The organism is Nocardioides sediminis (assembly GCF_003047295.1).
GTDB lineage: Bacteria > Actinomycetota > Actinomycetes > Propionibacteriales > Nocardioidaceae > Nocardioides > Nocardioides sediminis.
Genome location: NZ_PZYZ01000003.1, coordinates 296,087 through 309,718, shown reverse-complemented (window position 1 = coordinate 309,718; position 13,632 = coordinate 296,087). Strand labels below are relative to the sequence as shown.

Annotated in this window: 11 protein-coding genes; 7 read left to right on the top strand and 4 right to left on the bottom strand. The window is 73.2% G+C overall.

The genetic code is table 11. The annotated features are described in order from the left end of the window. Window positions 1-687: a response regulator transcription factor gene (locus DAI17_RS10360; RefSeq protein WP_107772842.1), complete on the bottom strand. Its 687-nt coding sequence runs from the start codon at window positions 685-687 to the stop codon at window positions 1-3. 47 nt (window positions 688-734) lie between these two features. Here DAI17_RS10360 and DAI17_RS10355 point away from each other — a divergent pair, with 47 nt between their 5' ends. Next, window positions 735-1,181, top strand: a complete 447-nt coding sequence (locus DAI17_RS10355; RefSeq protein ID WP_159081473.1) for a hypothetical protein — start codon at window positions 735-737, stop codon at window positions 1,179-1,181. Between the two features lie 62 nt (window positions 1,182-1,243). Continuing rightward, the gene (locus tag DAI17_RS10350) at window positions 1,244-1,849 is read left to right on the top strand and encodes a hypothetical protein (protein ID WP_107772840.1); all 606 of its coding nucleotides are present in this window, start codon (window positions 1,244-1,246) and stop codon (window positions 1,847-1,849) included. A gap of 33 nt (window positions 1,850-1,882) precedes the next feature. Here the strand turns inward: DAI17_RS10350 and DAI17_RS10345 are convergent, their stop codons facing one another. Together DAI17_RS10345 and DAI17_RS10340 are read right to left on the bottom strand one after the other, a co-directional pair. Next, a complete protein-coding gene (locus DAI17_RS10345; RefSeq protein WP_107772839.1) occupies window positions 1,883-3,493 on the bottom strand; it encodes an AbgT family transporter in 1,611 nt (536 codons plus the stop codon). Further along, window positions 3,490-4,851, bottom strand: a complete 1,362-nt coding sequence (locus DAI17_RS10340; RefSeq protein ID WP_107772838.1) for a M20 family metallopeptidase — start codon at window positions 4,849-4,851, stop codon at window positions 3,490-3,492. The genes DAI17_RS10345 and DAI17_RS10340 overlap by 4 nt, the downstream gene beginning before the upstream one ends. Before the next feature lie 134 nt (window positions 4,852-4,985). Here DAI17_RS10340 and DAI17_RS10335 point away from each other — a divergent pair, with 134 nt between their 5' ends. From DAI17_RS10335 to DAI17_RS10315, 5 genes are all read left to right on the top strand, one after another. Next, window positions 4,986-6,329, top strand: a complete 1,344-nt coding sequence (locus DAI17_RS10335) for a glutamine synthetase family protein (RefSeq protein WP_107772837.1) — start codon at window positions 4,986-4,988, stop codon at window positions 6,327-6,329. A gap of 23 nt (window positions 6,330-6,352) precedes the next feature. Beyond that, window positions 6,353-7,066, top strand: coding sequence for a type 1 glutamine amidotransferase (locus DAI17_RS10330; RefSeq protein WP_107772836.1), 714 nt, complete (start codon window positions 6,353-6,355; stop codon window positions 7,064-7,066). Continuing rightward, window positions 7,063-10,026: a bifunctional [glutamine synthetase] adenylyltransferase/[glutamine synthetase]-adenylyl-L-tyrosine phosphorylase gene (locus DAI17_RS10325; RefSeq protein WP_107772835.1), complete on the top strand. Its 2,964-nt coding sequence runs from the start codon at window positions 7,063-7,065 to the stop codon at window positions 10,024-10,026. The genes DAI17_RS10330 and DAI17_RS10325 overlap by 4 nt, the downstream gene beginning before the upstream one ends. 77 nt (window positions 10,027-10,103) lie before the next feature. Continuing rightward, window positions 10,104-10,754 carry a SatD family protein gene (locus DAI17_RS10320; protein WP_107772834.1) on the top strand — a complete coding sequence of 217 codons (651 nt, stop codon included), beginning with the start codon at window positions 10,104-10,106 and terminating at the stop codon, window positions 10,752-10,754. Window positions 10,755-10,764: 10 nt separating this feature from the next. Beyond that, the gene (locus tag DAI17_RS10315; protein ID WP_107772833.1) at window positions 10,765-11,508 is read left to right on the top strand and encodes a hypothetical protein; all 744 of its coding nucleotides are present in this window, start codon (window positions 10,765-10,767) and stop codon (window positions 11,506-11,508) included. 42 nt (window positions 11,509-11,550) lie between these two features. Here the strand turns inward: DAI17_RS10315 and DAI17_RS10310 are convergent, their stop codons facing one another. Beyond that, window positions 11,551-13,575, bottom strand: coding sequence for a PhoX family protein (locus tag DAI17_RS10310; RefSeq protein ID WP_107772832.1), 2,025 nt, complete (start codon window positions 13,573-13,575; stop codon window positions 11,551-11,553). Window positions 13,576-13,632 lie beyond the last annotated feature (57 nt).

The window sequence follows — 13,632 nt, the reverse complement described above, 5'->3', positions numbered from 1 at the left end:
TCACGCCTCGGGAGCCGACAGGCGTACGCCGACCCCGCGCACGGTGTGCAGGTAGCGCGGCTCCGCGGCCGACTCGCCGAGCTTGCGGCGCAGCCACGACAGGTGCACGTCGACCGTCTTGTCCGACCCGCCCCACGCCTGGTGCCACACGTCGACGAGCAGCTCCTTCTTGCTCACGACGTCGCCGGCGCTGTCGGCGAGCCGGGCCAGCAGGTCGAACTCCCGCGGGCTCAGGTCGAGCAGCCGTCCGTCGAGGGTGGCCGTCCGCGCCAGCACGTCGAGGGTCAGCCCACCGACGACCACGGCGCGGGGCCGCCCGGCGCCGGACGACGTGCGCCGCATCACCGCGCGGATCCGAGCCTCCAGCTGGGCCGTCGTGTAGGGCTTGACGACGTAGTCGTCGGCGCCGGCGTCCAGGCAGCCGATGAGCGACGGGTCGTCGTCCCGGGCGCTGGCGACGATGACCGGCACGTCGCTGACCGCGCGGAGCATCGAGAGCACCTGGGTGCCGTCCACGTCCGGCAGCCCGAGGTCGAGGATCACCAGGTCGGGCCGGGTGTCGACGGCCATCGTGAGCCCGGCCATGCCGCTCGAGGCGGACGAGACGGCGTACCCCAGCTCGCCCAGCGACCGCATGAGCAGGGGGCGGATGCGGGGGTCGTCCTCGATGATGAGCACCTGGGCCACGCCCCGAACCTAGCGGCCGGCTCCCCGCCGTCCGCCACACTGTGTCCGTGGGCAGTCGAGGCGCGTGGGCGCGACCGGTGGGGCTGGTCGTCGTGTGGTTCGCCGTCGCGGCGGTCGCGGTGACGGTCGGCGTCGTCGCCGTCACCCGCGTGGGTGCCACGCTGAGCGACCGGGGGCCGCTCGGCAACGAGGCGGTCCGCAGCGACCTCCTGGAGGGGCGGGCCACCCCCGACCCGGACCAGCCCCTCGTGGAGCGGACCATCCGCGAGGAGTTCGGCGAGATGGACGTCGCCTGCCGGGGCGAGTACGCCCTCGGCCTCGCCGTGCGGCCCGACGAGGACGCCGGGTGGCGGACCGTGAGCTACGAGACCGGGCCCGACGACGACGTGGACGCGGTCTTCGCCAAGCGCGACCGGTCCATCGAGGTGGAGGTCTTCTGCAACCTCGGCGAACCCACCGTGGGTGAGGTCGAGCGCAACACGCTCCCCGACTGATGCAACCGTCCGCCCGCCGGGAGGCGTCCTCGGAGCACCAGACACGCCACCCGGGAGGACCCATGCACGTACGACGCGCAGCCGCCACGCTCGCCCTCACCCTCGCCGCGACGCTCGGCGCCGCAGGCACGACGCAGGCCGCGCCCACCGCCGACCCGGACCGGGCCGCCGGCAAGCGCACCGTCCTGACCTTCGAGGTCGCCGACTGCGAGGGCTGCCGGTTCCGGCTCACCCAGGGCGTCAGCACCCTGGACGCCGACGAGCCGCGGATCTGGACGTCCCGGGAGCGTCGGGTCGAGGACGGGCGGGTGACCTTCCGGCCGCTGACGCGCCGTACGCACGGGCTCTCGGTCACCGTCGTCGCCCCGTGGGAGGGCCACACCGGCTACCTCACGACCGTGGCCTGGCGCTACGCCGGGAAGTCCGTCGGCGACCCGGTGACCCTCGAGGAGGCCGTCACCGAGGAGCGCGCCTCGGCCTGCTGGGAGGGCACGCGGCGACGTCGCCTGACGATCCCGGTGGTCGTCGCCGAGGTCGAGGTCGACGGCGTCCACGAGCGGGTGCCGGGCAGCATCGCCTTCGTCCCGACCACCCAGTCGTGGCTGCGGCCCATGCGCGAGGTCTGGGACGGGGTGCTCGGGTCGCAGGACGTGAACATCTGCCGGTAGCCGCTCGACCCGCTCGCTGCTCGACCAGCGACGTCACTCGATGCGGATCCCCACGCCGGGACCCACGTCGGCGCCGGTGAGGTAGAAGACGGTCAGCACCGCGACCCATGCCAGCCAGAAGGGGACCACGAAGGGCAGCATCCGCGAGATGACGGTGCCGAGCCCGGCCTCCGGCTCGTAGCGCTTCAGCATCACCAGGAAGATCCAGATGTAGGGGTTCATCGGGGTGATGACCTGGGTGGCGGAGTCACCGACCCGGAACGCTGCCTGGACGAAGCCCGGCTCGTAGCCGAGCAGGGCGAACAGCGGCACGAACACCGCGCCCATGAGGGTCCACATCGACGACCCGCTCACGATGAACAGGTTGAGCACCGAGGCGAGCAGGATGAACCCGATGATCGCGGCATAGCCCGTCAGGCCGATCGACTCCAGCCCCTCGGCCCCGGACACGGCGAGCGCGGAACCGACGTTGGTCCAGTTGAAGAGCGCGATGAACTGGCCGAGCATGAAGGCCAGGACGATGAAGGCGGACATGTCCTTGATGCCCAGCCCCATCACCTTCGGGACGTCCGAGGCGTGGCGCAGCGAGCCGCTGACGAAGCCGTAGACGAGGGCAGGCACGAGGAAGAGGACGAACACGATGAAGACCGTGGAGTCCAGGAGCGGCGACTCGGGCAGGAACCCGCCGTCCTCGTTGCGCCACGGTGACCCTCCGGGCAGTACCGCGACCAGGACGAGGGCGGCGAGCGCGAGGGTGACGAGCACCGCCACCCGCAGCGCGCGCCGCTCCGCGGGCTCGAGCTGGGGGGAGAGGTCGGTGGGGGCGGCGCGGAGGGCCGGTGCGACGTCCTCGTCGTCCGTGCCGGGGCCGCCCTCGAGGGTGGCGTCCGAGTCGGCCTCCGCGATGTCGGTGGGCGCCTCCTCGCGGACCAGCCGCGGTTCCACGAGCTTGTCGATCACCAGGCCGGCGACGAGCGCGAGCACGACCGACGACGCGATGTTGAACCAGAGGTTGGACACCGGCGTGACCGTGGCGCCGGCCTCGGGCAGGCCCGCGGTCACGGCGTTGGTGATGCCGGCGAAGAGTGCGTCGAGGCTGGTCACCAGCGGCGAGGTCGAGTAGCCGGCCCCGACCGCGGCGAACCCGCCGACCAGCCCGGCCAGCGGGTGCCGGCCCGCGGCCTTGAAGACCATCGCCGCCAGCGGCGGCACGACGATGAAGGCGGCGTCGGCCATCACCGAGGCGCTCACCCCGACGAAGCCGACGGCGTAGGGCAGCAGCCAGCGCGGCGCGGCCCCCAGGCTCGCCCGGATGCCGGCCGCCAGCATGCCCGTGCGCTCGGCCACCGTGACGGCGAGCAGGATCGTCACCACGGTCACCAGCGGCGGGAAGCCGATGAAGTTGGCGCCCAGGTTGACCGTCAGCCAGCTCAGCCCCTCGCCGGTGAAGAGCCCCCGCACCGCGGTCTCCTCGTCCGAGCCCGGGATGGTCACCGAGGTGCCGGCGAGCTCGAGCGCGGTGGAGATCCCGCCGACGAGCAGGAACAGGCCGAGGAAGAGCAGGAACGGGTCGGGCAGCCGGTTGCCGAGCCGCTCGACGGTGGCGAGCGCGCGGTCGGTGCGGGTGGTCGTCGTCGTGGTCACCGGGCCGTCTCCTGACCGAAGTAGGAAGGCACGTCGACGGCGCCGCCGGCGGCCTCGAAGTCGTCGACGGCGGCCTGCCGCAGGGCCGGGTCGCTGAGCCAGTCGGCGCTCACCGCCGCCATCGCCCACGCGGAGTCCAGCACGACCCGGTCGGCCTCCTCACCGACGGCCGCGTCGGCGAACTCCCGGGTGTGGAGCGACAGGTCCTCGTCGGTGATCTTGACCATCGCGTGCACCCCGGGGACGCGGTAGGAGACGTTGCCGAAGTCGGTCGAGCCGGCGAACATCCGTGGCACCACGTCCGGCGACAGCACGCGGCGGCCGCGCTCGCCGTACCGCGTGCTCCAGGCCGCCGCCAGGGCGGCGTTGCCGCGCACCGGCAGGTACGGCGGCGACTCGTCCCACGACAGCTCGACACCGCACCCGGTCATCAGCGCCGCTCCGCGGGCGATGTCGGCGATCCGGTCGCTGAGCACGGCCAGGCTCTCGGGGTGCTCGCTGCGCAGGTAGAACAGCATCTCGGCGTGCTCGGGGATGACGTTGGGCCGGTCGCCGCCGGCCGTGACCACTCCGTGCACGCGGTCGGTGGCCGGCATCTGCTGGCGGTGCAGCCCGACGCCGGTGTACATGAGGTTGACGGCGTCGAGCGCGTTGCGACCCATGAACGGCTGGGCCGAGGCGTGCGAGGTGACCCCGGTGAACGTGGCCCGCAGCTGGCGGCGGCCGAGGAACAGCGGGTCGGCGATGTCGTAGGTGAACGGGTGCACCATCAGTGCCGCCTCGACGCCGTCGAGGGCGCCGTGCGCGGCCATGATCTCCTTGCCGCCGCCCCCCTCCTCGGCCGGCGTGCCGAGCCACACCACGCGGCCGGGCAGTCGGTCGCGCACCGCGGCGAGCGCCAGGAAGGCGCCCAGCCCGGCGGTGGCGATCACGTTGTGGCCGCACCCGTGGCCGATGCCCGGCAGGGCGTCGTACTCCGACATCACCGCGATGGTGGGCCCGGACGGGTCCCCGACCTCGGCGCGGAGGGCGGTGGGGAGGCCGTGCGCCTCGCGGACCACCTCGATGTCGTGCGCCTCGACGACGTCCGCCAGCGCGGCCGCCGACCGGTGCTCCTCGAAGGAGACCTCCGGGTGCGCGGAGAGGTCGTGGCTGGCCTCCAGCAGCGTCGGGCCGAGCTCGTCGACGGCGTCGCGGAGCGCGGCCAGCAGGTCGGGGTCGGCGCCCGTCGTCGTGGCGAGCGGCGCACGCTCGGTGAGCGCGCGCCGACGGGTCTCCTCCGCGAGGTGGCCGAGCAGGAACCCGTCGGGTGCCGTCGGTGTCGAGAGGTCCTGCGAGATGTCGTGGGTGTTCCTCATGTGCAGCTCCCATTCCCGTGTGAGCGGGCCCGAGTCGGGCGGCTGGTCCAGCGAAGGTAACAGCAACGGCTCGCGCAGGGCCGCTGTGCGACCTCCGCGCCCGGCGCCCCGCCGGTTCCCCCTAGGCTGGCGACATGGGCAAGCAAGAGGACTTCGTACTCCGCGCTCTCGAGGAGCGTGACGTCCGGTTCGTGCGGCTGTGGTTCACCGACGTGCTGGGCTTCCTCAAGTCCGTGTCGGTGGCGCCGGCCGAGCTCGAGGGCGCGTTCGACGAGGGCATCGGCTTCGACGGATCGGCGATCGAGGGGTTCGCCCGCGTCTACGAGGCCGACATGCTGGCCAAGCCCGACCCGTCGACGTTCCAGATCCTGCCGTGGCGTGGCGGCGGCGAGGGCCCGGCGACGGCGCGGATGTTCTGCGACATCGTGATGCCCGACGGCAGCCCGTCGTACGCCGACCCCCGCCACGTCCTCAAGCGCACCCTCGGGGTGGCGGCCGACAAGGGCTTCACCTTCTACACCCACCCCGAGATCGAGTTCTACCTCTTCAAGGACGGCCCGGTCGCCGGCGCCGACCCGATCCCGGTGGACCGCAGTGGCTACTTCGACCACACCGCGCAGTCGCGCGGCTCGGACTTCCGCCGCGAGGCCATCTCGATGCTCGAGGCGATGGGCATCTCGGTGGAGTTCAGCCACCACGAGGGCGGCCCCGGCCAGCAGGAGATCGACCTGCGGTACGCCGACGCGCTGAGCACCGCCGACAACATCATGACCTTCCGCACCGTCGTGCGGGAAGTGGCGCTGAGCCAGGGCATCTGGGCCTCCTTCATGCCCAAGCCCTTCACCACCCACCCGGGCTCGGGGATGCACACCCACGTCAGCCTCTTCGAGGGCGACCGCAACGCGTTCTTCGAGGCCGGCGCGGAGTACCAGCTCTCCAAGACCGGCCGCCAGTTCATCGCCGGGGTGCTGCGCCACGCCAACGAGATCAGCTGCGTCACCAACCAGTGGGTCAACTCCTACAAGCGGCTGCTGGGCGGCGGCGAGGCTCCGTCGTACATCTGCTGGGGCCACAACAACCGCTCGGCGATGATCCGGGTCCCGATGTACAAGCCCAACAAGGGCCAGTCGACCCGCGTCGAGCTGCGCACCATCGACGCCGCCAGCAACCCCTACCTCGCCTTCGCGGTGATCCTGGCCGCCGGCATGAAGGGCATCGAGGAGGGCTACGACCTGCCCCGCGAGGCCGAGGACGACGTGTGGTCGCTCACCGAGCGCGAGCGCAAGGCGCTGGGCATCCAGCCGCTGCCCAAGAGCCTGTACGACGCCATCGGCATCGCCGAGGACTCCGAGCTGCTCGCCGAGACGCTGGGCGAGCACGTCTACGACTTCTTCCTGCGCAACAAGCGCAAGGAGTGGGAGGACTACCGCACGCAGGTCTCGGCCTACGAGCGGGACATGATGCTGCCTGTTCTGTGAGCACTGTCTGTGAGCAGCGTCCGGTGAGTCCGCGCATCCTCGTCGTCGAGCACCAGGCCTCCTGCCCGCCCGCCCTGTTCGGCGAGTGGCTGGAGGAGGCCGGGGCCGAGCTCGACGTGTGCCGTCCGTGGGCCGGCGACGCCCTGCCCGCGCTCGCGTCGTACGACGGGTTGCTGGTGCTCGGCGGGGAGATGGGCGCCGACGACGACGCCACCGTGCCGTGGCTGGCGCCGCTCAAGGAGCTCGTGCGGGAGGCCGCGGGCACCGGGCTGCCCACCCTGGGGATCTGCCTGGGCCACCAGCTCGTCGCCGTGGCGCTGGGCGGGGAGGTGCGCCGCAACCCGCTCGGCCAGTCCGTCGGCGTCCTCGCGACCGGCTGGACGGCGGAGCGCGCGGCCGACCCGCTGACCGGCGGCCTCACCGGCACCCGCGGCATCCACTGGAACAACGACGTCGTCACCCGCGTCCCCGACGGCACCGTGGTGCTGGCCGCGTCCGCGGCAGGCGAGGTGCAGGTGGCGCGCTTCGCGTCGGCGGCATGGGGCGTGCAGCTCCACCCCGAGGCCGACGGCCGGGTCGTGCAGGCCTGGGCCGAGAGCGACCGCGCCGACCACCTCGAGCGGGGTCTCGACCAGGAGGCGGTGCTGGCCGAGGTCGACACCGCCCGCGCCGAGCTCGACGCAGCGTGGCGACCGCTGGCGCACCGCTTCGCCGCGCTCGCCGGGGAGCGCCGATGACCACCGCCGGCCGGCTGGTCCGCCTCGGCTTCCAGGACGGCGCGGCCGCGCTCGCCGGCGTCGAGCGGCTGGGCGCGGCCGGCGAGGCCCTCACCGCCCACCTCGCGGCCACCGCCGACCCCGACGCTGCCCTGGCCGGGCTGCTCCGGCTCGCCGACGAGGTGGAGGACCGCGACGCCATGCTCGCCGAGGTCGCCGACGACGAGGGCACCGCGATGCGGCTGTGCTCCGTGCTCGGCGCCAGCACGGCGCTGGCGGCCCACCTGGCCCGCCACCCCGAGCACTGGCAGGAGCTCACCGACCCGACACTCGGCACGACCCGGCCCGCGGCGTACGCCGTCCGCGAGGCGCTGCTGGTCGCGGTCGGGGCCGACCCCCAGCACCCCAGCCCCGTCGCGACGCTGCCGGACGCCGAGGCGGTCGACGCGCTGCGGGTCGAGTACCGCCGGATCCTGCTCCGGCTGGCGTCCCGCGACCTGGCCCACCACCTCGGCGTCGACGACGCGGCCGCCGAGATCGCCGACCTGGCCGCCGGCACCCTCGAGGCGGCGCTCGCAGTGGCGCGCGCCCGGGTGGGGGAGAGTGCCGCGACCGCGCGCCTCGCCGTGGTGGCGATGGGCAAGTGCGGCGGGCACGAGCTCAACTACGTCTCCGACGTGGACGTCATCTACGTCTTCGAGCCGGCCGAGGGCGCGGAGGAGTCGACGGCCCTGCGCGCCGCGACCCAGCTCGCCTCGCACCTGATGCGGGTCTGCTCCGACCACACCGCCGAGGGCACGATCTGGCCCGTCGACGCCAACCTCCGTCCCGAGGGCGCCTCCGGCCCGCTGGTGCGCACCCTGGCCAGCCACCGTGGCTACTACGAGAAGTGGGCCAAGACCTGGGAGTTCCAGGCCCTCCTCAAGGCCCGGCCGGTGGCCGGCGACCTCGCACTGGGACGGGCGTACGTCGAGATGATCTCGCCGATGGTGTGGACGGCGGCCGAGCGCGACGGCTTCGTCGCCGACGTCCAGGCGATGCGGCGTCGGGTGGTGGACCACATCCCGGCGCACGAGGCGGAGCGCCAGCTCAAGCTCGGGTCGGGCGGCCTGCGCGACGTGGAGTTCGCCGTCCAGCTCCTCCAGCTCGTGCACGGCCGCGCTGACCCCACCCTCCGGTCGGGGGCCACGCTGAGCGCACTCACCCACCTGACCGCCGGCGGGTACGTCGGCCGCGAGGACGGCGAGGCCCTCCACGAGGCCTACGAGTTCCTGCGGACCCTCGAGCACCGCATCCAGCTGCACCAGCTGCGGCGCACCCACGTGGTGCCCGACGACGAGGCCTCCCTGCGTCGGCTGGGCCGGTCGCTGGGGCTCTTCTCCGAGCCGGTGGTGCAGCTCGACAAGCAGTGGCGCTACCACCGCCGCGAGGTGCGCCGGCTGCACGAGAAGCTCTTCTACCGCCCGCTGCTGGCCGCCGTCGCCAAGCTGCCCGGCGAGGACGCCCGGCTCTCCCTCGACGCCGCGCAGGAACGGCTCGCCGCGCTCGGCTACCTCGACCCGCGCCGCGCGCTCCAGCACCTCGAGGCGCTCACGAGCGGGGTCTCCCGGACCTCCGACATCCAGCGCACCCTGCTGCCGGTGATGCTCGAGTGGTTCGCCGACTGCCCCGACCCCGACGCCGGGCTGTTCGGCTTCCGCCGGATCAGCGAGAGCCTCGGCACCTCGCCGTGGTACCTCAAGATGCTCCGCGACGAGGGCCAGGTCGCCCAGCGGCTGGCCGTCGTGCTCGGCACCTCGCGCTACGCCACCGACCTGCTCGAGCGCGAGCCCCAGGGCGTGCGGATGCTGGGAGAGTCCCTGGCACCGCTGTCCGCCGAGGCGCTGACCACCGAGATGCTCGCCATCACCGGCCGCCACGACCAGCCCGAGGACGCCGTCCGGGCCGTGCGCGCCGTACGCCGCCGGGAGCTGTTCCGGATCGCCTGCGGCGAGCTCTTCGAGGAGGTCGACGTCGCCGACGTCGGCAAGGGGCTCTCCCGGCTCACCGACGCGACCCTCGAGGCCACCCTCCGCGTGGCCATGGAGTCGGTCCGGGTCCAGCGGTCCCTGGACGCGCAGCCGACCCGGATGGCGGTCGTGGCCATGGGCCGGTACGGCGGCTTCGAGCTGTCCTACGGCAGTGACGCCGACGTGATGTTCGTCCACGAGCCGGTGGCCGGGGTGGAGCCGCGGGTCGCGGCGTCGTACGCCCAGGCCGTGGTCGGCGAGCTGCGCCGGCTGCTGTCGGTGCCGGCCACCGACCCGCCGCTGAAGGTCGACGCCGACCTGCGTCCCGAGGGCAAGCAGGGGCCGCTGGTGCGGACCCTGGAGTCCTACGCCGCCTACTACGCCAAGTGGTCGCACGTGTGGGAGTTCCAGGCCCTGCTGCGTGCGGACGCCGTCGTGGGCGACCACGCCGTGCGGGACCGCTTCACCGCGCTCATCGACCCGCTGCGGTTCCCCGAGGAGGGGATCAGCGACGACGACATCGTCGAGGTGCGACGGATCAAGGCCCGCGTCGACGACGAGCGGCTGCCCCGCGGCGCCGACCCCCACACGCACCTCAAGCTGGGTCGCGGTGGCCTCGCCGACGTCGAGTGGACCGTCCAGCTGCTCCAGATGCGCCACGCCGGCAGGGTCGAGGGCCTCCGCACGCCGCAGACCCTGGCCGCCCTCGAGGCCGCGGTGGAGGCGGACCTCGTCAGCCGCGAGGACGCCGAGACCCTGGCGGCGGCGTGGCGACTGGTGAGCCGGCTCCGCAACGCCGTCACCCTGGTCCGCGGCAGGCCCTCCGACCAGCTCCCGCGCGACGCCCGGGAGCGTGCCGCGGTCGCCGCCGTGCTCGGCTACGACCCCGGCTCCTCGGACGTCATGGTCAACGACTACCTGCGCACCACCCGCCGCGCGCACGCGGTCGTGGAGAAGGTCTTCTGGGGCTGAAGGGAGGCCAAACTGAAGAACATGACTTCACCACGGGAGTGTGAAGTGATATTCTTCTTTTTCTGCGAGGTGAAGCCATGACCGCAACGACCCTCATCGGGGACCTGATCGGCTCCCGGGGGAGCGCCGACCGGCGGCGCCTGCACCGCACGTTCGCCGACGTGCTCGACCGCGTCAACACCGAGCTGTGCCCGCCCACCCCGGTCCGCATGCAGGTGGGCGACGAGTACCAGGGCGTCTTCGCCAGCCTCGGCGACGCGCTGCACGCGTCGCTGCTCGTCCGGCTGGCCCTGCTCCCCGACGCCGACGTCCGGCACGGGATCGGGCGCGGACCCGTCGAGGTGCTCAGCGAGGACCCGCGGGTCGAGGACGGGCCCGGCTGGTGGGCGGCTCGCGCGGCGATCGAGCGCGTGGAGGAGGCCGAGGGGCGACCGGGGGAGCGGTCGCTGCGCACGGCGTACGTCGCGACGTCGGACCCCGCCGGGCGCGACGAGGCGGTCGTGGCCCAGGAGGCCGCGGTCAACGCGGCGCTCGTGCTGCGCGACCACCTCGTCAGCGGCCTGTCGCCGCGCTCGGTGTCGGTGCTGCGTGGTCTGCTGGACGGAGCGTCGCAGCGCGACCTCGCCGAGGCGCTCGGGATCAGCCCGTCAGCCGTCTCCCAGCGGGTGCGGGGTGACGGACTGGGGGCGATCATCGCCGCCCACGAGCTGACGAGGGGGATGCCATGAGGGGGATGCGGTGAGCTGGATCGCGGTGCTGCTGATCGGCTGCGCCACCGCCGACCTGGTCCACTCCGTGCGGCCCGTGCGGGTGGTGCCCGAGGCGACCGGCGCCGTCGTCGCCGTGCTGGTCGGGCTGCTGGCCGGCCTCACCGAGCCGCTCGACCTGGTCGCCCTGGTCGTCATCGCCGCGGTCGTCCTCGCGTGGGGACAGACGGTGACCCACGGGTTCGCCCACCGCATCCCGGTGTGGGTGCCGTTGGTCGTCCTCGGCGGCGGGATCGGAGCGGCCGTCCTGGTCTCCGGCGCCGCCGGGCAGGCGGGTGGCGCGTGGGGAGCGTGGCTGGAGGGCAGCGGGCTGCCCGCTCTGGCGGAGGCCGACCCCGACCGGGCGCTGCTGCTGGTGGCCGCGTTCCTCGTCCAGCTGAGCACCGGAAACGTGGTCGTCCGCCTCGTGCTCGCCGCGACGGGCACGGCCGACCCCGACGAGCACGGCTCGATCGAGGCCGACCCCTCCGTCGTACGCCTCAAGGGCGGGCGGCTGCTCGGTCCCATGGAGCGGGTCTTCATCCTGGCGCTGGCCCTCGCGGGCCAGATCACGGCCGCCTCGATCGTGGTGGCGGCCAAGGGGCTGCTGCGCTTCCCCGAGCTCTCCTCGCGCGGGGAGCAGGAGCGCATCCACCAGCTGACGGAGTACTTCCTGGTGGGCAGCTTCATCAGCTGGCTGGTCGCGCTGGGCTCACTGCTGCTGCTCAGCGTGTGAGCGCGTGGCCCAGCGCGACCGTCGGTGCCGTCGGATGGCCGCTCAGCGGCGGGTGACCTGCACGACCGTGGGGCGCGGGCCGGCGAACTCGCCCCGGCGCGGGGTGCCGCCGGCGCCCACGAAGTCAGGGAAGTAGGACGTCTGCGCGTCCCAGGAGCCGTCCTCGCCGGGGTGTTGCACGGCCACGAAGACCGACCCGTCGCGGTCGTGGATCACCGGGCCGCAGGTCTCCGCGTCCGTCGGGACCGCGAGGAACTGCTGGACCCGACCGCGCTCGGGGCCGGCGACCGGGACCTTGAAGAGGCCGTCGGACTTCTTGATGGAGCTCGGCTGCCCGTCGGTCGACACCCACAGGTTGCCCACCGAGTCGAAGGCGACGTTGTCGGGGCAGGAGATCGGGGACACCGGGCCGGTCCAGCCGCCGAAGTAGCGCCCGGCCGACGCCTCGTCGCCGCAGATGAGGAACAGGTTCCACGCGAAGGTCGGCGCCGTGTGGTCGCCGCCCGCGGGCATCATCTCGACGACGTGGCCGTCCTTGTTGGCGGCCCGGGGGTTGGGCTCGTCGACCTGGGCGGCGGTGCGGGCCGTGTTGTTGGTGCACGCGACGTAGATGAAGCCGTTGACGTAGTTGGGCTCCACGTCCTCGGGGCGGTCCATCTTGGTCGGCTGGACCTTGTCGGCCGCGAGGCGGGTGTGGACCAGCACCTGCTCGGTGCTCATCCCGGGCACCACCGACTGGCCGTTGACGGTCAGCGGGAGCCACTCGCCGGTGCCGTCGCTGACGCCGTCCTCGAGACCGTCGCCGGTGAATCGGGCCACCGACAGGTCGCCGTGGGAGAGGAGGGTCTTGTTGTGTGCGCGGTCCCGCTTGGCGCCGCCCGGGCGGTAGGTCTCGCTGGAGACGAACCGGTAGACGTAGTCGAAGCGCTCGTCGTCGCCCATGTAGGCCACGACGTGGCCGTCGCCGTTGACGATCACGTTGGCACCCTCGTGCTTGAAGCGACCCATCGCGGTGTGCTTGACCGGGGTCGAGCGCGGGTCCTCGGGGTCGACCTCGACGACCCAGCCGAAGCGGTGGGGCTCGTTCGGGTTCTTGGTCGCGTCCCAGCGGTCGTCGTACAGGCGCCACTGGCGGGAGTCCTGCGTGCCGAGGCCGTAGCGCTTCTCCTCCGCCGTCGGGGTCCGGACGTCGGGGTCGATGTAGAAGTACTGGTTGAAGTTCTCCTCGCCCGAGAGCACCGTGCCCCAGGGCGTGGTGCCGCCCGCGCAGTTGTTCATGGTGCCGCGGACCTTGGTGCCGGTCGGGTCCTGCGCGGTCCGCAGGAGCGGCGACCCGGCGGCCGGGCCGTCGACGGTGAACACCGTGTCCAGGGTGATGCGGCGGTTGCGGCGGCCGGTGCGGTCGTAGGTCCACCGCTCGCCCGCGTGCTTGCGCCGCAGCTCGACGACGGCCATGCCGTGCGCCGCCCAGGCGGTGCGCACCTTCTCCTCCGCCGACATCGACGGCGGGAACATGATGCCCTCGTTGGTGTACTCGTGGTTGGCGACGAGCAGGGCGCGGGTGCCCTTGCGGTCGGTCACGATGATGTCGAGGTAGTCGCAGTTGTAGCCGAACTGCTGGGCCTGCGCCCGGTGGTTCTGGCCCTCCTGGTCGAACTCGGGCGCACTGGCGGTGATCGGGTCGCCCCAGCGGATGATCGGGTCCCAGCGGTAGCCGCTCGGCACCGTCACGTCGTCGACGGTGGAGGCGACCGGGCCGATCGCGTCGAAGGCGAGGCCCGCGCGGCCGGGGCCCTGCGGTCGGGGCGCGGAGCCCGGAGCGGCCACGGCGCGGCCGGTGGTCTGGGGTGCGAACGCGACGGTGGCGGCACCGGCGGCCGCGGCGCCGAGGATCGTACGACGCGACAGCGCCGTCGCGGCCACGTCGCGGAAGTAGCTGGTCTCGGTGGTGTTGGGCACCTCGGTGAAGCAGGCGTCGCCGCAGCGGAGGTGGCAGGTGACGGCGCTGCGGTTGCCGTGGGTCCGGCCGGCCATGGGCAGCAGGCGGCGCTGGGGGGTGAGGGTCATCGAGGAGCTCCTGGAAGAGGCGTTCGAGTGGTGGGGGACTGCTGCCGAGGAGCCAAC

Bases quoted from the DNA above. Each gene is read 5' to 3' on its own strand.
- DAI17_RS10335 (WP_107772837.1), top strand. From the start codon at position 4,986: ATGGGCAAGCAAGAGGACTTCGTACTCCGCGCTCTCGAGGAGCGTGAC.
- DAI17_RS10340 (WP_107772838.1), bottom strand. From the start codon at position 4,851: ATGAGGAACACCCACGACATCTCGCAGGACCTCTCGACACCGACGGCA.
- DAI17_RS10310 (WP_107772832.1), bottom strand. From the start codon at position 13,575: ATGACCCTCACCCCCCAGCGCCGCCTGCTGCCCATGGCCGGCCGGACC.
- DAI17_RS10350 (WP_107772840.1), top strand. From the start codon at position 1,244: ATGCACGTACGACGCGCAGCCGCCACGCTCGCCCTCACCCTCGCCGCG.
- DAI17_RS10320 (WP_107772834.1), top strand. From the start codon at position 10,104: ATGACCGCAACGACCCTCATCGGGGACCTGATCGGCTCCCGGGGGAGC.
- DAI17_RS10325 (WP_107772835.1), top strand. From the start codon at position 7,063: ATGACCACCGCCGGCCGGCTGGTCCGCCTCGGCTTCCAGGACGGCGCG.